The sequence below is a fragment of the Pseudomonas sp. 14P_5.3_Bac1 genome (assembly GCF_025466135.1).
Lineage (GTDB): Bacteria > Pseudomonadota > Gammaproteobacteria > Pseudomonadales > Pseudomonadaceae > Aquipseudomonas.
Genome location: NZ_JANLOF010000038.1, coordinates 53,778 through 74,873, shown reverse-complemented (window position 1 = coordinate 74,873; position 21,096 = coordinate 53,778). Strand labels below are relative to the sequence as shown.

Genomic DNA, 21,096 nt, shown 5'->3' with positions numbered 1-21,096 from the left:
AAAGTCATCCAGGGTCTGACGAGATATCCCTATGCTCTCGCGGAATTGCCTGCTCTAACGAGTATTGAAAGGGGTCAGGCCTTTCCTCTACCGTGACGGCCTATCTCTTGCGGTACGGATAACAATGTCTTTGGCCCCTTCACGCTCCTTGTTTTTCCTGGCGTTCATGGCTGGTGTGCTGACGTTGGGCGCGTCGTTTTATCTCGAGTACGGCGCGCTGCTACGCCCGTGTTTCCTTTGCCAGCTGCAACGTATCTTTCTGGCAGCCTTCACGCTGATCAATCTGGTCGCGGCGATTCATAATCCAAAGCGTTCTGCGGTTTACCTCTACGGGTTTGCCAGCATGGGCTGCGCATTGCTCGGCGCTATCACTGCCGTACGCCAGGTGCTGCTACAAAATGCCGCACCGGAGCAGACCACCGATTGCTGGCCAAGCCTGCACTACATGATTGAAAACCTGTCGCTGTGGCAAGCACTGCAATTGACCGTCAAAGGCACTGTCGATTGCGTTGAGATCAACTGGACACTGTTCGACCTCAGCGTTCCCGAATGGAGCTTGCTGTTCTTTTTGGCCATGCTGACGCTGGGCATCCTGCAGTTTTCGCGGTTGTTTTTAAGTCGCCGATGGGGTCTCGCAAGGCCTTGAACGTGTGTCGCGGGTCGTAGGACGGGATTAAACACTTGTATGAACTTTCTCTCCTGCGTACCTTGAAGCCATAGTCATGCGGGCATAATCTGGCCCGCACGCATTATCGAAACCGTTTGCCAAATGCGGCCTTGTCCGGCTGCTGCTTTTATCCTTGAGTGTTGCGCGGGCACAGGCGGCAGCGCCCCCTATAGGGAAGAGAGATCATCATGCTGGAAAGTTGTCAGAATGCTCAGGAACGCTGGGGTGGGGTGCACAAGCTGATCGACAGCTGGTTGAAGGCACGTCACGAACTGGTTCGGGCCTTTGATGCTCTCGGCGCCAAGCCCGAAGCATTGGGTGAGAATCGCGAGCCGCTGCAAGACTTTTGCGCTGTGTTGGTGGACTACGTGTCTGCTGGACATTTCGGCGTCTACGAACAACTGACCAAAGAGGCGGAAGCCTTTGATGATCAGCGTGGTCTGGACTTGGCCGAGACCATCTACCCGCGCATCGATGTCATCACGGAAAAACTGCTGGTGTTCACCGAGTTGTGCGATGCCGGCAAATGCGTTGCCGAAAAATTCAAAGAGCTTGGCGGGTTGTTGCACGAACGTTTCGAGCTGGAAGATTGCCTGATCGAAGTGTTGCACAACGCTCACAAGGAAGAGGCCGCCACCCAGGCCTGAGCCTTGGCGGCGAGACAAAAAAACGGTGCGCATGGCGCACCGTTTTTTATTGGGTCAGTGGCGAGTGCCGAGCAATTCGATCTCGAACACCAGCGGCGTATAAGCGGGGATCAACTCGCCAGCACCGTCGGCGCCATAGGCTTGGGCGGATGGGATCACCAGACGCCATTTCGCGCCGACCGGCATCTGTTGCAGCGCGCTGCTCCAGCCGCTGATCACACTGTCCAGGCGAAACCATTGCGGTTGCGTGCTCTGATCAAAGACAGTCCCGTCGGGCAACCGCCCTACGTATTTCACGTGCACCTCATCACTGGCCAACGGCTTGCTGCCGGTGCCAGGCGTCAGCTCCGTGAGCAGGATGCCATTCGATAACTCACGCACGCCGGCTGCTGCTTTTTCCTTGGATAAAAATTGCTGTTCGGCAGCGAGTGCTTTTTCGCTTTGCGGCGCCTCAGCCTCGGCCGCGCTCTGTGCTTCGTGCTCGGCGAGGATCTGCTCGATACGTGCATTGTCCAGCGCCAGTGGTTTGCCCTGATAGGCTTGTTTAAGGCCATCGATCAACGCCTGAATCTGCAGGTCGGGCACTTCCTGGCGCAGTCGTTCGCCGAGGCTGGCGCCCAGGCTGTAAGCAAGGTCGTGCGGGTCTTGGGCAGTAGTTTTTGACGGCGATTGTTCTGCCGCATGGGTCATGGAAACTACCAAGCCAAGCATTAAAAAAAGGTAACGCGACATGGTTATTCTCCCGCCGAAAGTGCGACGGATTATGCCAGTGTGAGTGCGCAAAAAGTGCCGTGGTTTTTCGTTATATCGATAAGAATTTTCCTACGGTGCAACGCAAGGCAAACGATACTGTCAACATGCCCTAGCGGCGGTAAGAGCAGAGGGCTAGTATGAGCCGCACCCACGTCAGCCAGGAGGTAAACCATGTCGGCCAAACAGAAGCCTGTAAATACCCCGTTGCATTTACTCCAACAACTTTCGGGCAGCTTGCTCGAACATCTGGAAAGCGCGTGTTCCCAAGCCTTGGCTGATGCAGAAAAACTGCTCGCCAAATTGGAAAAACAACGCGGTAAAGCGCAAGAAAAGCTGCACAAATCCCGTACCAAACTGCAAGACGCCGCCACTGCCGGCAAGGCCAAGGCACAAGCCAAAGCCAAAGACGCCGTTAAGGAACTTGAGGATCTGCTGGACGCCCTCAAAGATCGCCAAGCTGAAACCCGCACCTACATTTCCCAACTCAAACGCGATGCTCAGGAAAGCCTGAAACTGGCCCAGGGCGTTGGTCGTGTGAAAGAAGCCGTGGCTAAAGCACTGGGCGCTCGCACGCCAGCAAAAGCCGTTGTGTCGAAGGCTTCGACTAAGGCAGCGTCCAAGTCCGCTGCTGCAAAACCAGCTGCCAAGCCAGCCGCTAAAACTGCTGCTGCAAAACCGGCCGCCAAGCCAGCCGCTAAAACCGCTGCTGCAAAACCGGCCGCCAAGCCAGCCGCTAAAACTGCTGCTGCAAAACCAGCCGCCAAGCCAGCTGCCAAAACTGCTGCTGCAAAACCAGCCGCCAAGCCAGCTGCCAAAACTGCTGCTGCAAAACCAGCCGCCAAGCCAGCTGCCAAAACTGCTGCTGCAAAACCAGCTGCCAAGCCAGCCGCTAAAACTGCTGCTGCAAAACCAGCCGCCAAGCCAGCCGCTAAAACTGCTGCTGCAAAACCAGCCGCCAAGCCAGCCGCTAAAACGGCTGCTGCAAAACCAGCTGCCAAGCCAGCCGCTAAAACGGCTGCTGCAAAACCAGCCGTCAAGCCAGCCGCTAAACCCGCTGCTGCAAAACCGGCGGCCAAGCCAGCTGCCAAACCGGCTGCTGCAAAACCAGCTGCTAAGCCAGTTGCCAAACCGGCTGCTGCAAAACCAGCTGCTAAGCCAGCCGCAAAACCCGCTGCTGCAAAGCCAGCCGCCAAGCCTGCACCGGCCAAGCCAGCAACCCCGACAGCTCCGGCTGCAGCCCCGGCAGCGTCCACCGCTCCAACTGCGCCGGCCAGCAGCACGCCTGCACCGGCAGCGCCAAGCACCACCCCAACCAGCGCTTCCTAAGTGCCGGTGGCCTCGACGCGCAGCGACTGCAGCGCGTCGTGGTCAAGGTTGGCGGCTCCGGTCGCCAAGCCTTCAAGCCATCTCGATTGACCCCCTTTCTCGCCAGTCGGCCATGTTTGCGCCAGCACTTGCAGGCGCGTCAGCAACTGCCGTTCAGCTTCCAGCTCCAGGGCCTTGACCCGTTCGCGTAGCGCCGCCAATTGCGCATCCTGCTGCGCCATGGCTCGCCACTGCACGCGTACCTGTCGCAAGGGTTCGACCACGTCTTGCTGCCACGGCTGCGCAATCTGGCGCAACGCCTGCATGCGTTCGGCGGTCGGTGCAACGCCGCGCTGCTCCAGCCAGGCGCCGCAGAGCAACAGGCACACATCCGCGCCTTGTGCCTGCAAGCGCAGGCAAGCAGCTTCAACGCCCGGGTGGGCATACGTCGAGAGGGCAAAGCTCCACAGGTCAGCGCACATATTCACACCCAAGCCAGCGGCCAACGAAGCTGGTAGACTCCGCCGCCATTATGATCCGACTTCAAAGCCTAACATTACAGCGTGGCCCGCAACGTCTTCTTGAAGACGCCGAGCTGACCCTGCACGCCGGTCACAAAGCCGGCCTGATCGGTGCCAACGGCGCCGGCAAATCCACGTTGTTCGCCCTGTTGCTCGGTGAGCTGACCCCGGATTCCGGGAATTGCCTGCTGCCGGCCGACTGGCGCATCGCCCATATGCGCCAGGAGATCGACACCCTGGACCGCATCGCGATCGACTACGTGCTCGATGGCGACCTGCGCCTGCGTCAGGTGCAACACGACCTGGCCGAGGCCGAGAAAGCCCAGGACGGCGCCGCCCAGGCCCGTCTGCACTCGGAACTCGACAGTGCCGACGGCTACACCGCCGACGCTCGCGCCCGCAAGATGCTGGCCGGCCTGGGTTTTACCAATGAACAGATGGACCGCCCGGTCGCCGACTTCTCCGGCGGCTGGCGCATGCGCCTGAACCTGGCCCAGGCGCTGATGTGCCCGTCCGACCTGCTGCTGCTCGACGAACCGACCAACCACTTGGACCTCGATGCGATCCTGTGGCTGGAAGATTTCCTCAAGAGCTACCCGGGCACCTTGCTGCTGATTTCCCACGACCGGGATTTCCTCGACGCCGTGGTCGACAATATCGCCCACGTCGAACAGAAGAAAATCACGCTCTACCGTGGCGGCTACACCGCATTCGAGCGCGCCCGCGCCGAACGCCTGGCTCAGCAGCAGCAAGCCTTCGAGAAGCAGCAAGCGCAACGTGCGCACATGGAAAGCTACATCGCCCGGTTCAAGGCCCAGGCCACCAAGGCCCGCCAGGCCCAGAGCCGGATCAAAGCATTGGAGCGCATGGAAGAGCTGTCGGCGGCCCACGTCGATTCGCCGTTCGATTTCGTGTTCCGTGAGTCGGTGAAGATCTCCAGCCCGTTGTTGGACCTCTCGGATGCACGCCTGGGTTATGGCGACAAAACCATTCTGGAGAAGGTCAAGCTGCAGCTCACGCCGGGCGCGCGTATCGGTTTGCTCGGCCCCAACGGCGCAGGCAAGTCGACGCTGATCAAGAACCTGTCGGGTGAACTGCAACCCCTGGCCGGCCGCCTGACGCGTGGCGAGAACCTGGTGGTGGGCTACTTCGCTCAGCATCAGTTGGATTCCCTCGATTCCAAGGCCAGCCCGTTGTTGCACCTGCAGCGTCTGGCGCCGACCGAACGTGAGCAAACCTTGCGTGATTTTCTCGGTGGCTTCGACTTCCGTGGCGCACGCATCGATGAGCCGGTGTTGAATTTCTCCGGCGGCGAAAAAGCCCGCTTGGCCTTGGCCCTGATCGCCTGGGACCGGCCAAACCTGCTGCTGCTCGACGAACCGACCAACCACCTGGACCTGGAAATGCGCCTGGCGCTGACCATGGCCTTGCAGGAATTCAGTGGTGCGGTACTGGTGGTGTCTCACGATCGCCACTTGCTCAAGAGCACCACCGATAACTTCCTGCTGGTGGCTGACGGCAAAGTCGAAGAGTTCGACGGCGACTTGGACGATTACGCGCGTTGGCTGACGGATTACCGTCTGCGCAACGCGCCGGCCAGCACTGCGCCGGTCAACCCGGACAAGACCGACAAGAAGGCCCAGCGCCAGGCCGCCGCCGCCCTGCGTCAGCAGCTGGCGCCGCACAAGCGCGAAGCCGACAAGCTGGAAGCCGAGCTGGGCAAGGTGCACGAGCGCCTGGCCAGGATCGAAACCAGCCTGGGCGACAGCGCCGTGTACGAGGCGGCGCGCAAGGACGAGTTGCGCGACTTGTTGGCCGAACAAGCCAAACTCAAGGTGCGTGAAGGTCAGTTGGAGGAAACCTGGATGGAAGCCCTCGAACTGCTGGAAACCCTGCAAGCGGAGCTGGAGGCGCTGTCCTGATGGAAGCGCTGCAATTGCCATTGCCGACGCAGTGGGTCGAACCGGTCTGGATCGGTGTGCAAATCCTGCTGATCCTGCTGGCGGGTTATCTCGCCCAGCGCTTCGTCGCCAAGGGCCTGAATCGTCTGGGGGAGCGTTACCCGTTCCCGCCACAACTGCTGATGCCCCTGCGTGGCGGCCTGCGCTGGCTGATCATGGGCAGCGCGTTGATCTTTGTGCTGGGCCGTCTCGGCGTGTCAGCCACGGTGCTGTGGACGGCGCTGTCGGGGTTTGTCGCGGTGGCCGCCGTGGCGTTTTTCGCCATGTGGTCGGTGCTGTCCAACCTGCTGTGCGCGATCTTGATTTTCACCGTCGGGCCGTTCCGCCTGGGTGACATTGTCGAGTTGGTGGATACCGTCGACAAACCGGGCGTCAAAGGCCGGGTCGTGGCGATCAACCTGCTCTACACCACGCTGATCGAAGTGCAGGACGCCGGCACCGACAGTGCGATGGTGCAAGTGCCTAACAGCTTGTTCTTCCAGCGCTCGGTGCGGCGTTGGCCAGGCACCCATGTGTTCCCTGGCGACCGCTAGTATTTACATCCTGTAAAAATATCTAGCCAGCCTTTGCTCGGCGGAGTTAGTTTTAGGCTCAATCGCTAACTCTCCCTCTGAGGTGTGTAATGGCACTCGACACATGGCTGGCCTTTTTTGTGGCCAGCTGGATCATTTCCCTGTCCCCCGGCGCTGGCGCCATCGCGTCGATGTCCAGCGGCCTGCAATACGGTTTCCTGCGCGGCTATTGGAATGCCATTGGCCTGCAACTGGGCCTGGCGATGCAGATTGCCGTGGTCGCGGGCGGCCTGGGTGCCATTCTGGCGGCGTCCTCGAACGCGTTTTATGCGATCAAATGGTTTGGCGTGGCGTACCTGGTGTACCTCGCGGTCAAGCAATGGCGCGCGCTGCCCATGGACATGAGCGAAGATTCGGCCATACGCCCGATCGGCAAGCCGCTGGCGATGATGTTCCGTGGCTTCCTGGTCAATGCTAGCAACCCCAAGGCCCTGGTGTTCATGCTGGCGGTGCTGCCGCAGTTCGTGAACCCGCAGGCGCCACTGCTGATCCAGTACCTGATCCTGGGCGCGACCATGATCAGCGTCGATATGATCGTGATGGCGGGCTATACGGGGCTGGCGTCGAAGGTCTTGCGCCTGCTGCGCACGCCTAGACAGCAAAAACGCATGAACCGCACCTTTGCCGGGTTGTTTGTGGGGGCTGCGGGTTTCCTGGCCAGCTTGCATCGCGCAACGACCTGAGGCTGACAAAACCGGCTAAAAATGTGGGAGCTGGCTTGCCTGCGATAGCATCACCAAGGTGTAACTGATACACCGCGGTGCCTGCATCGCTGGCAAGCCAGCTCCCACATTTGTTTTGTGTTGCGTGTGCAACCGCAGCTTCAGCGCAAAATCTTCGGCGCTTCATCCCTGGGCAGATTGTTGCGCAGCGCAGGCTTGCCGGGGTCTTGATACCCGCCGCCCAGTTGCTCTGCCAGTTGCCTGGCCACATCCTCACCCAAGGCTTTCGACACGTCCCTTACCACCCGTGGCCGGTTCAGGCTCACGCGCACATCACGGCTGTTCACCAGCTTGGTGTCCTGGCCTTCGCCCATCGCGGTAAACGCCGAGGTGATCTCGAAGGTGCGCGTGTTGATCAGGCTGAAATCCGCCACCAGCGTCAGGCCCAGCACGGCCGAGTAGCTGTTGGTGTGGTCCAGGGCGTTGGTGTCCTGGGTGAAGTCGATGTCTGACAGGGTGCCGAACAGCACGTAGTCGGCGCCCTTGAAGTTGCCGGCCTTGATGCGCTTGATCACGTCGTACACATCGCCCTTGGCGTCGGCGGTGTAGGGCGTGCCCTGTACCAGTTGGAACTGGTGCGACTTGAGAATCTCGCCCTTGATATCACCGCTGAATTTACGCAGCTCGGCCTGTTCGATGTAGCTGGTGCGGCTCTCATACTCGCTGTAGCTCGACGCACCGCTGGCCTGATAGGCGCTGGCCTGGAAGTTGTTGCTGGCCGAGACCGCGTGGATGTACTCCTCGACGCGCGCCTCGTAGGCAAGGTCAGTCACCGCGATCTTCGGGGCGGCCGAGGCGCCAAAGGCGCACAGCAGGCCGATCATGCCGATCCATGCACGCATTGCTCAGCGCTCCGTGGTTTTGCGGATTTCTTTCTCGTCCATCCATTCGGCCAGGCCGCTCTCGACGTCGATCAGCTGAAGGCTGAATTTGTAGAAGACGTCTTTGTAGTCCGAGCTGCGCTTGACGATGGAGCTGATGGAGCCTTCCAGGCGGTACTTGGCGGCGACCATATTGCCGGTCTTGCTGACGGTGGCTTTTTTGTACAGGCCGCTCTGGTTTTGCAGCTTGAGTTGGTCAACCTGGCTTTGCATATCGGTGTTGTCGCTGGCGAAGCGCGCAGTGCCGGTCTTCATCAGCTGGGTCTTGATCGACGTGGTGATCTCACGGGTGTCGATGTACTCGCTGGTCTTGTTCTTCACGTCATACACCTGCACGACCGGGCGGCCCTGCAAGATGCCGGACTGGGCCAGGGAGCGGGTCATGCTTTCGGCGATCATCTGCAGGTCGGTCGAGCCGAACTCGTTGGTGACCAATTCCACGGCCTTAGAGTCGCCGTAGCTGATGTTCTTGCCGCCAAGGACCGGCGAGGTGTTGGAGCAACCGCTGGCCAACAGGGCAACCAAGGCGAGAATCGAGACGCGTGCAAACATGGGGAAATCTCTCTGAAAACTGATAGGTGAAGGCTTCAAGGCGTTTTCACTTCAAGACGAAAGTCCGCCGCCTGAGGCAGGTTGGCGATGGCCGGCAAGAACGTGGCCTGGTTGGCGTACAGGTTCAGCACTTTCCAGGTTTCTTCATCGCCCACCGGGAAACCGTCGGCGCCCAGCCAGGCAAAGCGGTAATACATCATCTGGTTGCTGCTGGTGATGTTGCTCAGCTGCACCTTGGCCGTGAGAAAGCCATTTTCACGGGCCACACGAATGGCACCGACGGCGATGCCTTTGAACGTGCCCATCACCACGACTTTGCTGGCGGCGCTGCCAGGCTCCGGCGGCGGCGGGGTGGCGCAGCCGGCGAGCAGGACCAGCGCCAGGGCGCCGAGAATGAAATGACGCATAGCGTGCTCCTTAAGGTTGTTTGAGGGCGATGGCCTGGTTGGCAGCACTCGGCACCACATGGGCCGCGAGGCCACCGGCGAATACCTGGTTGCCGACCACGCGCAGGGTGATCACCTGATAGCGCTGGTCGGCCTTGACCGTCACCAGCGTGCCGCCCAGGGCGTTGGGCAGGCTAACCTGGTGGTCGCCGTGCTTGAGGCGCAGTCGCGTCACTTGGGTCAGGTCCGGCAGCGTGCGCCAGGTGCGCGTGTCGGCGCCTTCGGTCACGGCCGAGGCGATGCCCAGCACCAGGCCCGCCATGGGATTGGTCTTGTTCAGGTTGTTCTGCGCCACGCCACGGCTGACCGCACGCACGGTGGTGCGCAGGATGATCCCCGGCATGTCGTCACGCAGCGCGCGGCGCGACATGGCCGTGGTGCTGTTGAGTGCGGTGAGGTTCTGTTGCTTGCCGTCCACGCCGATCTGGGCAAAGGTCGCGGTGGAGTTGTCGGCCTTGATCACCGGGAACGACAGCGGGGTGATCACCAGGTTGCCATTGATCGGGATCGGCAATGGCAGGCGGATCGAATCACGTGCGGGCGCCAGGCCGCTCTGGACCACGATCAGCACGTCGGTCTCATCGGCGCCGACCTTGGACTTGTCCAGCTCAAGCAACGCCTGCTCCAGCAGCGGCGTGTTGGGGCGCAGTTCGGCGGCCTTGCGGTAGCCGGGCGCAGCCAGGTCTTTTTCGCCGAGCGCTTCGTAGACAAAGCCTGCCAGGTAATGGCTGAACGCACTCTGGTAGCTGTTTTTCAGGCCGACCACTTCCGGCGCGTCCAGTGCCTCCACCGGGTAGCCGCGCAAGTCTTTGATCTGAGTGGTGACACCTTGGCGCTCGGCTTCGTTTTCGCGCTTGAGGTATTCCTTGTCGCGCAGGTCGGCGATCACCGCTTCGCGTTCGTGGGTCTTCTTGATCTCGGTGCGGGCACCGTCGAAGTCGTTCACGGCCAGCAGGTTCAAGGCCATCTGGGTGGTGAGCATGACTTTTTCGTAGTCATAACCTTCGTAGCGACGCACTTTGTCGTTGACCAGGAAACTGCCGAACTGGGCGAGGTACTTTTCGCTGTCGAATTTGACTGACTCTTCCCACTTGTAGACTTGCAGGTCGGCGCTGCGCCAGGCGGTCTGGCTGCCGGTGAGGTCGCCCTTGGCGCGCAACAGCTCGCCCTTTTCGAAGAAATAGAGCAGGTCTTTGTCGTCGCCGGTATTGTTTTTTTCCAGCAGGGTCAGGGCACCGTCGACATTGCCGGTGGCCAGCTGCTGGTTGGTGGCTTGCAGCTCTGTGTCGTAGCTGCGAAACATCGAACAACCGGACAGCAAGGTCACCGCCGCGAGTGCGAGCGGGGTTAAGGCGCGAAATGCCATACAAACTTCTTCCCTGAAAATAATCAGCCGATGTGCCTATTCCTCATAAAAACGAGGAATTAAATTCCCTTTCGCAATAACAGGGCGCGGCATTATAGGCGCCATTACTGGCAAAACAATGGCTTTTTGCTCCGTTTTTTGTGCGATTGCCATCATGTCGACGGCGATATTTCTATCGCCTTATCACTGACGTCTTGAGTCAAACCCCTTAACGTTAAACAATGTGTTACTTCGCATTTCCCTTTGAGATTCATTCATGACTGCCCTTTACCGTTTTCTCGCCTGGCTGCTGCTGCCGGCGCTGATGTCGTGCAGCTTTAATCTGTTGGCGGCAACTGCCGAGGGCGCGCCTCAAGCCTTGCATCTGCTCGATTACATCGGTGCCGACTACCCGCCAACGGTGGACGCGGGCACGGTCGTGGATGAATCCGAATACCGCGAACAGGTGGAATTTCTTGGGGTATTGCAGGGCCTGGTAGCGGATTTACCCGAGAAGCCCGAACGCGCCGATTTGATAAAGGGCGTCAATGAATTGCTGGCGGCGGTGACCGCGCGTGAAGAGGGCACGACCGTCGCCCACCAGGCCCGTCAATTGGGTGCCAAGTTGGCAGTGGCGTACGAGGTCAGCCAGGCTCCGGCGATCACTCCAGACCCCACGCGCGGCGCACCGCTCTATGCCCAGCACTGCTCGGTATGCCACGGCACTGCGGGCGCCGGTGATGGCCCGGCCAGCACGGGCATGACGCCGCCGCCCGCAAATCTGCGCGACGTCGCGCGCCTGGACCGCCTGAGCCTCTACGCGATCTACAACACACTCGGTCTGGGCGTCGAGGGCACTGACATGCCGTCTTTCGCTGACCAACTGGATGACCGTCAACGCTGGGACTTGGCGACTTACATCGCCGGTTTCACCGCTGACCCGGCTGCGGCAAGCAGCGAACAACCCTTCAACCTTGCCGACCTGGCCCGCCAGACCCCCAATGAAGTGCTCGCCGCAAACGGCCCGGCCGCCGCTGCGACGTTCCGCGCCCAACGTGCGCAGCCGCCGCAGGTCAAGCGTGGCCCGGCGCAGTTGCTCGATTACACCGCGACCACGCTGGACAAGAGCCTCGCCGCGTTCCGCAATGGTGATCACGAACAGGCCTACGACTTGTCGGTAGCCGCCTACCTGGAAGGGTTTGAGCTGGTGGAAGGCTCGCTGGACAACGTCGACGCCAACGTGCGCAAGGACACCGAGAAAGCCCTGATGGCCTACCGGCAGTCATTGCAGGACGGCCTGCCGATCGAGCAGGTGCAGCAGCGTCTGGACGTGGCCAAGGGCAAACTCACTGAATCTGCCGGCTTGCTGGGCAGCGATGGCTTGAGCTGGTCGTTGAGTTACATCTCCGGCCTCCTGATTCTGTTGCGTGAAGGTCTGGAAGCGATCCTGGTGCTGGCGGCGATTCTGGCTTTCCTGCGTAACACCGGCCAGCAATCGGCGGTGCGCAGCGTCAACGTCGGTTGGGGTCTGGCGCTGTTGGCCGGTCTGGCGACGTGGGCATTGGCGGCGTATGTGATTGACGTCAGCGGCGCCCAACGCGAATTGCTTGAGGGCTGCACGGCACTGTTCGCCAGTGTGATGGTGCTGTGGCTTGGCGTGTGGATGCACGACCGACGCCACGCGGCGGCCTGGCAGGATTACATCAAGAGCAGCCTGGTGGGCGGCGGCGGGCGCTTCGGCTTTGCCATGCTGGCGTTCTTCTCGGTGTACCGCGAGCTGTTCGAAGTGATCCTGTTCTACGAAACCCTGTGGCTGCAAGCCGGCCCCGCCGGGCACAACGCGGTGCTGGCCGGTGGCGCCACGGCGCTGGTGCTGCTGGTGGGCCTGGCGTGGGTGATCCTACGCGGCTCGGCGAAGCTGCCCTTGGCGTTGTTCTTCGGCATCAACGCGGCGCTGCTGTGTGCGCTGTCGGTGGTGTTCGCCGGCCATGGCGTGAAGGCCTTGCAGGAAGCCGGCATCTTTGGCACACGGCCGGTGGCGTTCTTTGACTTCGACTGGCTGGGCATCCACGCCGACGCGTATTCGTTGAGTGCGCAGGCCGTGGCGATCCTGGCGATTGTGGTGCTGTACGGCCGCAGCCGCCTGGCAGAAAAACGCCGCGTGGCAGCCTGACCATGCGCGTGTGGATCGATGCGGATGCTTGCCCACGGGCGGCCAAGGACCAGGTGGTGAAATTCGCCCTCAAGCGCCAGTTCGAGGTGGTACTGGTGGCGGGGCAAAGCCAGATCAAACCGAGCTTTGCTTGTGTGAAGTTGATCGTGGTGCCCAGCGGTCCGGATGCGGCGGATGACTACCTGGTGGAACACGCCGTGCCCGGTGAGCTGGTGATTTGCAGCGACGTGCCCTTGGCCGACCGGCTGGTGAAGAAGGGCGTCACGGCCCTTGACCCTCGCGGCAAGGAATTCAGCCCGGCCAACATGAGCGAACGGCTGGCGGTGCGTAACCTTTTCACGGATCTGCGCGAGCAGGGCCAGATGGGCGGAGGCCCGCCGCCCCATGGGGAAAAGGATAAGCAGGCGTTTGCCAATGCGCTGGACAGGATATTGACCAAGTTGATGCGCGAGGCCTGACGTTGGCGAGCGGTGTTCTTGTGGCGAGCGGGCTTGCCCCGCGTTGGGGGGCGAAGCCGCCCCAAAACTTCACGCCGCAGATTAACTGACTGACCGCGTTGTCTGGATTGGGGCTGCTGCGCAGCCCAACGCGGGGCAAGCCCGCTCGCCACAACGGTGGGCTAGCCACCCTTAAGTGTTCGGGACGCGCTCAATCATTTTCGTGGGTCAATTCCAGCACCCGATCCACGAGTTTGTTGATACCTGAGGCCACCTCACTGATGTTCTTGCCGAGCATGTAGGCCGGGGTGCTCACCAGTTTGCGCGGGGTGTCCTCGACGATGTCTTCCACTGTGCAGTCGCGGTGGGTGGCGCCCATCTTGTCGAGGGCAGCGGCGGTGTCGGCGTCGTTGCCGATGGTGCAGGTCACGCCAGGGCCGTAGATTTTCGCGGCCAGTGCCGGCGAAATGCAGATCAGCCCCACCGGCTTGCTCGCTTCGGCGAAGGCTTCCGCCAGCGCCAGCACCTGCGGGTTGACGCTGCAACCCGCACCTTCCACGGCAAAGTTCGACAGGTTCTTCGCCGCGCCAAACCCGCCGGGCACGATCAGCGCATCGAAGTCTTCGGCGCGGGCCTCACGGATATCTTTCACGTCACCCCGAGCAATCCGCGCCGACTCCACCAGCACGTTACGCGACTCGGGCATCTCTTCGCCGGTGAGGTGGTTGATCACATGATGTTGCGCGATATCCGGCGCAAAACATTGGACCTGGGCGCCTCGCTGGTCCAGGCGCAGCAAGGTAATCACGCTTTCGTGGATCTCTGCGCCGTCGAACACGCCACAGCCGGAAAGGATCACTGCAATCTTTTTGCTCATGAGTATTTCTCCCTATTTCATGGCGTTAAATGTCTACTAATTTGTCATCTGTTGCCAATGGGATCTCGCGCCGCTACACCTAATCTTGATCTAACAAAAACAGACCGGACTAGCCCATGGACTTCGTGCCTTACGCGGTACCGTTTTTCATTGCCTTGATCGTGGTTGAGCTGTTGGCCGACCGTTGGCGCGGCGCGCGCAACTATCGGGTGGCCGACGCCATCAACAGCCTCAGCACGGGTGTGCTGTCCACCACCACGGGCTTGCTGACCAAGGGGGTCGGGCTGCTGACTTACGCCTTCGCCCTCAAGCACCTGGCGTTGGTCGAGCTCTCGGCCCAGAGTGTGTGGACCTGGGTGTTCGCCTTTGTGTTCTATGACTTCTGCTACTACTGGCTGCATCGCTGCGGCCATGAGCGCAACATCCTGTGGGCCGCGCACTCGGTGCATCACCAGAGTGAGGACTACAACCTCACCACCGCCTTGCGCCAGACCAGCACCGGCTTCTTGCTGAGCTGGATTTTCTACCTGCCCCTGGCCTTGGTGGGCGTGCCGCTGGTGGTGTTTATCAGCGTGGCCTCGCTCAATCTGCTGTATCAATTCTGGGTGCACACCCGCCACGTGCCCAAGCTTGGCTGGTTCGAATGGTTCTTTGTCACACCGTCCAATCATCGGGCTCACCATGCACAGAACGCTCTTTACATGGATCGCAACTATGGCGGCGTGTTCATTATTTGGGACCGGCTGTTCGGCAGCTTCCAGGAAGAAGACGACAACGAACCGGTGATCTTTGGCGTGACCACGCCCTTGGCCAGTTGGAACCCGCTGTGGGCCAACCTGCAGTTTTATGCACAGTTGTGGAGTGATGCGCGGCGTACCGAGCGCTGGTGGGACAAGCTGCGCATCTGGTTCATGCGCACCGGCTGGCGCCCGGCGGACGTGAAGGCCAAGTACCCGCTGGCCAAGCCCGATTTGAGCCAGTTCCGCAAATTCGAAGTGCCATTGGACGCACGCCAGCAGGTCTACGTTGCCCTGCAATTTGCGGCGTATGTGGGGTTTGGCAGCTATCTGATGAATGCAGGCGAAGGGCTGCCCACGGCGGCGTTGATCCTGGGCTGGAGCGCGATGGCGTTAGGGTTGTTCACGCTGGGCGTGGCGTTGGAGAATCGCCCCTGGGCCCTGAAGGCTGAGCTGGTGCGCCTGGGGCTGAATGTACCGTTGGTATGGCTGGCGCCGCTGGTCGGGCTGTGGCCGGCCAGCAATTTGGGCTGGCTGGGCCTGGTGAGTTACAGCTTGCTCAGCGTGATCGGTCTCTACTGCTGCAGAAACCGGTTTACTCGATTGGCGTCTTAGGTGCGTCGACCTTGGCGGGCTCGGCGAGTTGCTCTGCGGCCAGCCGGGCTTTGGCATCTTCGCAGGCCTGGCGGGCAATGCGCGCGTTCTTGAAGCGGCGACGCAGCCACAGGCCCAAGCCCAGCAACAGCAGTGCGCCCAACACCCACAGCTCATATTTCTTGATGCTGCCGAGCATGCCTTCCAGCACCGCGCCAAAATGATAAGCCGCAGCGCCCAGTGCCGCCGCCCACACCGCAGCGCCAATGCCGTTGAGCAGCAAGTAGCGCAAAGGCGGGTAACCGGACAAGCCAATCGCCACCGGCATCACGGTGCGCAGCCCGTAGACGAACCGAAAGCTCAACACCCAGATATCCGGATGCTTGCGGATGTGTTCCAGCGCTTTGTCGCCCATCAATTGCCAGCGCGGCTTGCGCGCCAACAGTTTGCGGCCATGCTTGCGCCCCAGGAAGTACCACAGCTGGTCACCGGCATAGCTGCCAAAGAAGGCAACGACCACCACCAGGTTGATATCCATGTATCCACGGAACGCCAGGAAGCCTGCGAGAACCAGAATGGTTTCGCCTTCGAAGAACGTGCCCAGGAAGAGCGCAAAGTAGCCGAAGTCATGCAGAAATTGTTGAAGCATGGTCTGGGGTGCTGGCGAAATGAACGCGCAGCCTACGCCTTCGTGGACATTCATGAAAGTATCGAGATGTGTCACGAAGTGAACAATTCCTACATATGCGACGAATGCGACTGCAGGTCGCATCGATAAGCACAACTGTCATTCCTTCGTCATAATGGCCGCTTATAACTGCAACGCTCGCCCGTAAACACGGGCTCAGGAGTCTGTCGTGAGCTTTACCCCTGCCAATCGCCTGTTCCCTGCTACCCGCCTGCGCCGCAATCGCCGTGATGATTTTTCTCGTCGTCTGGTGCGTGAAAACGTGCTGACGACGAACGATCTGATCTTGCCGGTGTTTGTGCTGGACGGTGAAAACCGTCGGGAAGCGGTGGCATCGATGCCGGGTGTGGAGCGCTTGACCATTGATCAGCTGCTGATCGAGGCGGCGAACTGGGTGGAACTCGGGATTCCGGCGCTGGCGCTGTTTCCAGTGACGCCTTCTGAACTCAAGACGCTTGACGCTAGCGAAGCCTGGAACCCGCAAGGCATTGCCCAGCGTGCTACCCGCGCGTTGCGCGAGCGTTTCCCGGAGCTGGGTGTGATCACCGACGTGGCGCTGGATCCGTTCACCACCCACGGCCAGGATGGCATTCTTGACGAAGACGGCTATGTTCAAAACGACATTACCGTCGATGCGCTGGTCAAACAGGCGCTGTCCCACGCAGCCGCTGGCGCCCAGGTCGTCGCGCCGTCGGACATGATGGACGGTCGCATCCAGGCGATTCGCGAAGCCCTGGAACTGGCCGGCCACGTCAATGTGCGGATCATGGCCTACTCGGCCAAGTACGCCAGCGCCTATTACGGGCCTTTCCGCGATGCGGTGGGCTCGGCACTGAACCTGGGCAAGGCCAACAAGGCCTCGTACCAGATGGACCCGGCCAACAGCCAGGAAGCCCTGCACGAAGTGGCGGCGGATCTGGCTGAAGGCGCCGACATGGTGATGGTCAAGCCAGGGATGCCGTACCTGGACATCCTTTATCGGGTCAAAGAGGAATTCAAGGTGCCGACCTTTGTCTATCAGGTCAGCGGTGAATACGCGATGCACATGGCCGCGATCCAGAATGGTTGGTTGAGTGAAGCGGTGATCCTCGAATCCCTGACTGCCTTTAAACGTGCCGGCGCTGATGGCATTCTGACCTACTTCGCCGCCCGCGCCGCCCAATTGCTTAGAGAGCAACAATAGCCCTCACAGGAACACTCAATGAATACCGAAGGACTCTCAGAAGTTGCCGTAAAAGACGCTCACCCGGTGGTGGAACAAGTCACCGAAACCCCGCCGGAGCTGGAGCCCGCACCGCCTGCCGTGGTGGCCGAAGCGCCCGCGCCGGCCCCGGTGGTCGCGGTCACCAACCTGGATGACAGCAGCCTGTACATCCACCGCGAGCTGTCACAACTGCAATTCAACATCCGCGTGCTCGAGCAGGCGCTGGATGAGTCCTACCCGCTGCTGGAGCGGCTGAAATTCCTGCTGATTTTCTCCAGCAACCTGGACGAGTTCTTCGAGATCCGCGTCGCCGGCCTCAAGAAACAAATCACCTTCGCCCGCGAACAAGCCGGTGCCGACGGCCTGCAGCCGCACCAGGCCCTGGCGCGCATCAGCGAGCTGGTGCACGGCCATGTCGACCGCCAATACGCGATCCTCAACGACATCCTGCTGCCGGAGCTGGAAAAACATCAGGTCCGCTTCATCCGTCGCCGGCACTGGACCACCAAGATCAAGACCTGGGTGCGCCGTTACTTCCGTGACGAGATTTCACCGATCATTACCCCGATTGGTCTGGACCCGACGCACCCGTTCCCGCTGCTGGTGAACAAGAGCCTGAACTTCATCGTCGAACTGGAAGGCATCGACGCCTTCGGCCGCGATTCAGGCCTGGCGATTATCCCGGCGCCGCGTCTGTTGCCACGAATCATCAAGGTACCGGAAGAGGTGGGGGGTGCTGGCGACAACTATGTATTCCTGTCGTCGATGATCCACGCGCACGCCGATGACCTGTTCCAGGGCATGAAGGTAAAGGGCTGCTACCAGTTCCGCCTGACCCGTAACGCCGACCTGGCGCTGGATTCCGAAGACGTCGAAGACTTGGCCCGCGCCCTGCGCGGTGAGCTGTTCTCGCGCCGCTACGGCGACGCGGTGCGCCTGGAAGTGGCCGACACTTGCCCTAAACACCTGTCGGACTACCTGCTCAAGCAGTTCAACCTGGCCGAGTCCGAGTTGTACCAGGTCAATGGCCCGGTCAACCTGACGCGCCTGTTCAGCATCACCGGCCTGGACAGCCACCCGGAGCTGCAATACACGCCGTTCACTCCGCAGATCCCGAAACTGCTGCAAAACAGCGAGAACATCTTCAGCGTGGTGAGCAAGCAGGACATTCTGCTGCTGCACCCGTTCGAGTCCTTCACCCCGGTGGTCGACCTGTTGCGCCAGGCCGCCAAGGACCCGCATGTTCTGGCCGTGCGCCAGACGCTGTACCGCTCCGGCGCCAACTCGGAAATCGTCGACGCACTGGTAGACGCCGCGCGAAACGGCAAGGAAGTCACCGCGGTGATCGAGCTGCGTGCGCGCTTCGACGAAGAGTCCAACCTGCAACTGGCCAGCCGTCTGCAAGCGGCCGGTGCGGTGGTGATCTACGGCGTGGTCGGTTTCAAGACCCACGCCAAGATGATGCTGATCCTGCGCCGCGAAGCCGGCGAGATCGTGCGTTATGCGCACTTGGGCACTGGCAACTACCACGCCGGCAACGCCAAGCTCTACACCGACTACAGCCTGCTGACCTCTGACGACGCCTTGTGTGAAGACGTCGGCAAGTTGTTCAGCCAGCTGATCGGCATGGGCAAGACCTTGCGCATGAAGAAGCTGCTGCACGCGCCGTTCACGCTCAAAAAGGGCATGCTCGACATGATTGCCCGCGAGACCCAGTTCGCCCTCGACGGCAAACCGGCGCACATCATCGCCAAGTTCAACTCGCTGACCGATCCGAAGATCATCCGCGCGCTGTACAAGGCCAGCCAGTCCGGTGTGCGCATCGACTTGGTGGTGCGTGGCATGTGCTGCCTGCGTCCGGGCATCGCCGGGGTCTCGCATAACATCCACGTGCGATCGATCATCGGCCGCTTCCTGGAGCACACGCGGGTGTTCTACTTCCTCAACGGCGGCGAAGAGCAGATGTTCCTCTCCAGTGCCGACTGGATGGAGCGCAACCTCGATAAGCGTGTAGAGACCTGCTTCCCGGTGGAAGGCAAGAAGCTGATCATGCGCGTCAAGAAAGAGCTGGAAAGCTACCTTACTGACAACACGCACAGCTGGAGCCTGCAGTCGGACGGCCGCTACGTGCGCAACACGCCGACCGGCAACCAGAACCCGCGCAGTGCGCAGGCGACGTTGCTGGAGAAGCTGGGTAGCCCGATTCTTGCGGTGAACTAAAGCCAACGCGCTCTGAAAATGTGGGAGGGGGCTTGCCCCCGATGAAGGAGTGTCAGTCAACAGATTCATTGACTGGTCCACCGCCATCGGGGGCAAGCCCCCTCCCACATGTGTTTTTGCAGTGTTCTTTAGATCGGCTCAGCGCAGGTTCAGGCTGAACCCCACCCGCGTCAGCCATTCCGCTTCCTGGGCGAAGTCCGCCTGGGTCAGCTGGTTTTCATCCAGCCAGCCTTTGGGGAACACCACGTCCAGGCTGTCGCCGTGGGCGCGCAGGGTTACCTGGGGCATTTCCTGGGTGCCGCGGATGTGGTGGAACAGGATCGCAAAGCGCAGCAGCACGCACAGGCGAATCAGCTTGCTGCCTTCGCTGCCGAAGTCGGCAAACTTGTCCTTGGGAATGTTGCGGCGATGGCCACGCACCAGCAGGGCGAGCATCTGTTGGTCTTCGCGGGAGAAACCGGCGAGGTCCGAGTGCTCGATCAGGTAGGCGCCATGCTTGTGGTAATGGTAGTGGGCGATGTCCAGGCCCACTTCGTGCACCTTGGCAGCCCAGCCGAGCAGCTCGCGCCACACGCCGTCTGCCAGGTCCCAGTCCTCGGCCACCTGGTCGAAGGCATGCAGGGCCTTGCGCTCCACGCGCGCGGCTTGTTCGAGGTCGACGTGATAGCGCTCCATCAACGAGCTGAGGGTGCGTTCACGCACGTCTTCATGGTGATGGCGGCCCAGCAGGTCATAGAGCACGCCTTCGCGCAGGGCGCCGTCGCAGTGGTCCATGCGTTGCAATTCGAGGGCGTCGAAAATCGCCTCGAGAATCGCCAGGCCGGCCGGGAAAATGGTGCGCCGATCAGGCTTGATACCGTCGAAGTCGATTTTCTCTGCGTCGCCCAGCTTGAACAGCTTGCGCTTGAGCCAGGCCAGGCCTTCGGCGTTGACCTCACCGGTGCCATGGCCGCCGGCTTTTAAGGCCAGGCCGATGGCGCGGATGGTGCCGGATGAGCCGATGGCTTCATCCCAGGTCAAGCGATGCAGGGCGTGTTCGATGCTCATGATTTCCAGACGCGCCGCGGTGTAGGCCTGGGCATAGCGCGCCGGGGTGATCTTGCCGTCCTTGAAATAACGCTGGGTATAACTGACGCAACCCATCTGCAGGCTTTCGCGCAGCAGCGGTTCGAAACGCTGGCCGATGATGAATTCGGTACTGCCGCCGCCGATGTCCGCTACCAGGCGTTTGCCGGGGGTGTCGGCCAGGGTGTGAGAGACGCCGAGGTAGATCAGGCGCGCTTCTTCGCGGCCGGAAATGACTTCTACCGGGTGCCCGAGGATGGCTTCGGCGCGGCGGATGAATTCGCCGCGGTTGCGGGCTTCACGCAAGGCGTTGGTGCCAACGATGCGCACAGCGCCCAAGGGCATGCCGTTGATCAGTTGGGCAAAGCGCTTGAGGCAATCGAGCCCGCGCTGCATGGATTCTTCATTGAGCTGGCGCTCGTCGTCGATCCCGGCAGCCAGTTGCACTTTTTCGCCGAGCCGCTCGAGGATGCGGATTTCGCCGTTCTGGGCCTTGGCCACGACCATGTGAAAGCTGTTGGAGCCCAGGTCGATAGCGGCGATCAAGGACAGATTCTTGGCTTGGGATTGCGGCATGGTTTGGGGGTCTCGGTCGATAACCTGACCATCGTGCCACGATCGAACGCTGGCGCCAACGCGTTGTGCTTCAGTAATTTGCCTGATGCTGTCTGTGGGGAATTCATGTGGGAAATGTAGGCCGGTTTTGTAAGCATGCGACGAATAAGTCAG

At 60.9% G+C, this 21,096-nt stretch carries 20 protein-coding genes; 11 read left to right on the top strand and 9 right to left on the bottom strand.

Annotated features, from left to right (window positions below; translation table 11 throughout):
* Positions 1–124: 124 nt before the first annotated feature.
* Both NTD89_RS09005 and rsd read left to right on the top strand, forming a co-directional pair.
* Complete coding sequence (locus tag NTD89_RS09005; protein ID WP_262207182.1) at positions 125–646, top strand: disulfide bond formation protein B; 522 nt, start codon at positions 125–127, stop codon at positions 644–646.
* A 209-nt stretch (positions 647–855) separates the two neighbouring features.
* Positions 856–1,314 carry a sigma D regulator gene (gene rsd, locus NTD89_RS09000; RefSeq protein WP_106575814.1) on the top strand — a complete coding sequence of 153 codons (459 nt, stop codon included), beginning with the start codon at positions 856–858 and terminating at the stop codon, positions 1,312–1,314.
* Between the two features lie 54 nt (positions 1,315–1,368).
* Here rsd and NTD89_RS08995 read toward each other — a convergent pair whose 3' ends face one another.
* Positions 1,369–2,046: an FKBP-type peptidyl-prolyl cis-trans isomerase gene (locus tag NTD89_RS08995; protein ID WP_262207180.1), complete on the bottom strand. Its 678-nt coding sequence runs from the start codon at positions 2,044–2,046 to the stop codon at positions 1,369–1,371.
* Between the two features lie 192 nt (positions 2,047–2,238).
* On the opposite strand from NTD89_RS08995, the gene NTD89_RS08990 reads away from it, so the two are divergent.
* The gene (locus NTD89_RS08990) at positions 2,239–3,393 is read left to right on the top strand and encodes an AlgP family protein (protein WP_262207178.1); all 1,155 of its coding nucleotides are present in this window, start codon (positions 2,239–2,241) and stop codon (positions 3,391–3,393) included.
* On the opposite strand, the gene NTD89_RS08985 is transcribed toward NTD89_RS08990, so the two are convergent.
* On the bottom strand, positions 3,390–3,854 hold the full coding sequence (locus tag NTD89_RS08985; protein WP_262207177.1) for a TIGR02444 family protein: 465 nt from the start codon (positions 3,852–3,854) through the stop codon (positions 3,390–3,392). The genes NTD89_RS08990 and NTD89_RS08985 overlap by 4 nt on opposite strands.
* A gap of 50 nt (positions 3,855–3,904) precedes the next feature.
* Between NTD89_RS08985 and NTD89_RS08980 the strand changes: the two genes are divergently transcribed.
* The 3 genes from NTD89_RS08980 (at position 3,905) to NTD89_RS08970 (ending at position 7,109) form a co-directional block, all read left to right on the top strand.
* Complete coding sequence (locus tag NTD89_RS08980; RefSeq protein ID WP_262207175.1) at positions 3,905–5,815, top strand: ATP-binding cassette domain-containing protein; 1,911 nt, start codon at positions 3,905–3,907, stop codon at positions 5,813–5,815.
* The gene (locus tag NTD89_RS08975) at positions 5,815–6,387 is read left to right on the top strand and encodes a mechanosensitive ion channel family protein (protein ID WP_145158036.1); all 573 of its coding nucleotides are present in this window, start codon (positions 5,815–5,817) and stop codon (positions 6,385–6,387) included. Before NTD89_RS08980 ends, NTD89_RS08975 begins: the two co-directional genes overlap by 1 nt.
* Before the next feature lie 89 nt (positions 6,388–6,476).
* On the top strand, positions 6,477–7,109 hold the full coding sequence (locus NTD89_RS08970; RefSeq protein WP_242199649.1) for a LysE family transporter: 633 nt from the start codon (positions 6,477–6,479) through the stop codon (positions 7,107–7,109).
* A 140-nt stretch (positions 7,110–7,249) separates the two neighbouring features.
* Here NTD89_RS08970 and NTD89_RS08965 read toward each other — a convergent pair whose 3' ends face one another.
* From NTD89_RS08965 to NTD89_RS08950, 4 genes are read right to left on the bottom strand one after another with little or no spacing between them, the layout of a single operon-like run.
* Entirely contained in the window at positions 7,250–7,990 is a 741-nt protein-coding gene (locus NTD89_RS08965; RefSeq protein ID WP_262207173.1) for a penicillin-binding protein activator LpoB, read from the bottom strand.
* 3 nt (positions 7,991–7,993) lie between these two features.
* Positions 7,994–8,581, bottom strand: coding sequence for a penicillin-binding protein activator LpoB (gene lpoB, locus NTD89_RS08960; RefSeq protein ID WP_262207172.1), 588 nt, complete (start codon positions 8,579–8,581; stop codon positions 7,994–7,996).
* A gap of 35 nt (positions 8,582–8,616) precedes the next feature.
* The gene (locus NTD89_RS08955) at positions 8,617–8,988 is read right to left on the bottom strand and encodes a YcfL family protein (protein ID WP_262207171.1); all 372 of its coding nucleotides are present in this window, start codon (positions 8,986–8,988) and stop codon (positions 8,617–8,619) included.
* 10 nt (positions 8,989–8,998) lie between these two features.
* Positions 8,999–10,393, bottom strand: coding sequence for a COG3014 family protein (locus NTD89_RS08950; RefSeq protein WP_242199652.1), 1,395 nt, complete (start codon positions 10,391–10,393; stop codon positions 8,999–9,001).
* 256 nt (positions 10,394–10,649) lie between these two features.
* On the opposite strand from NTD89_RS08950, the gene NTD89_RS08945 reads away from it, so the two are divergent.
* Both NTD89_RS08945 and NTD89_RS08940 read left to right on the top strand, forming a co-directional pair.
* Positions 10,650–12,545 (top strand): FTR1 family protein, encoded by a 1,896-nt coding sequence (locus NTD89_RS08945; RefSeq protein WP_262207169.1) that lies wholly within the window; start codon positions 10,650–10,652, stop codon positions 12,543–12,545.
* Positions 12,546–12,547: 2 nt separating this feature from the next.
* Positions 12,548–13,003 (top strand): YaiI/YqxD family protein, encoded by a 456-nt coding sequence (locus NTD89_RS08940; protein ID WP_101273534.1) that lies wholly within the window; start codon positions 12,548–12,550, stop codon positions 13,001–13,003.
* 190 nt (positions 13,004–13,193) lie between these two features.
* Here the strand turns inward: NTD89_RS08940 and elbB are convergent, their stop codons facing one another.
* The gene (gene elbB / locus NTD89_RS08935; RefSeq protein WP_262207168.1) at positions 13,194–13,859 is read right to left on the bottom strand and encodes an isoprenoid biosynthesis glyoxalase ElbB; all 666 of its coding nucleotides are present in this window, start codon (positions 13,857–13,859) and stop codon (positions 13,194–13,196) included.
* A 116-nt stretch (positions 13,860–13,975) separates the two neighbouring features.
* On the opposite strand from elbB, the gene NTD89_RS08930 reads away from it, so the two are divergent.
* Positions 13,976–15,211, top strand: a complete 1,236-nt coding sequence (locus NTD89_RS08930) for a sterol desaturase family protein (protein WP_262207166.1) — start codon at positions 13,976–13,978, stop codon at positions 15,209–15,211.
* On the opposite strand, the gene NTD89_RS08925 is transcribed toward NTD89_RS08930, so the two are convergent.
* Positions 15,192–15,839, bottom strand: coding sequence for a DedA family protein (locus tag NTD89_RS08925; RefSeq protein WP_106576073.1), 648 nt, complete (start codon positions 15,837–15,839; stop codon positions 15,192–15,194). The two genes, NTD89_RS08930 and NTD89_RS08925, sit on opposite strands and share 20 nt — an antisense overlap.
* Before the next feature lie 208 nt (positions 15,840–16,047).
* Between NTD89_RS08925 and hemB the strand changes: the two genes are divergently transcribed.
* On the top strand, positions 16,048–17,061 hold the full coding sequence (gene hemB, locus NTD89_RS08920) for a porphobilinogen synthase (protein ID WP_242199659.1): 1,014 nt from the start codon (positions 16,048–16,050) through the stop codon (positions 17,059–17,061).
* Between the two features lie 18 nt (positions 17,062–17,079).
* Positions 17,080–19,302, top strand: coding sequence for a polyphosphate kinase 1 (gene ppk1 / locus NTD89_RS08915; protein WP_106575798.1), 2,223 nt, complete (start codon positions 17,080–17,082; stop codon positions 19,300–19,302).
* A 138-nt stretch (positions 19,303–19,440) separates the two neighbouring features.
* Here the strand turns inward: ppk1 and ppx are convergent, their stop codons facing one another.
* Positions 19,441–20,943: an exopolyphosphatase gene (gene ppx / locus NTD89_RS08910; RefSeq protein WP_106576072.1), complete on the bottom strand. Its 1,503-nt coding sequence runs from the start codon at positions 20,941–20,943 to the stop codon at positions 19,441–19,443.
* Positions 20,944–21,096: the final 153 nt, after the last annotated feature.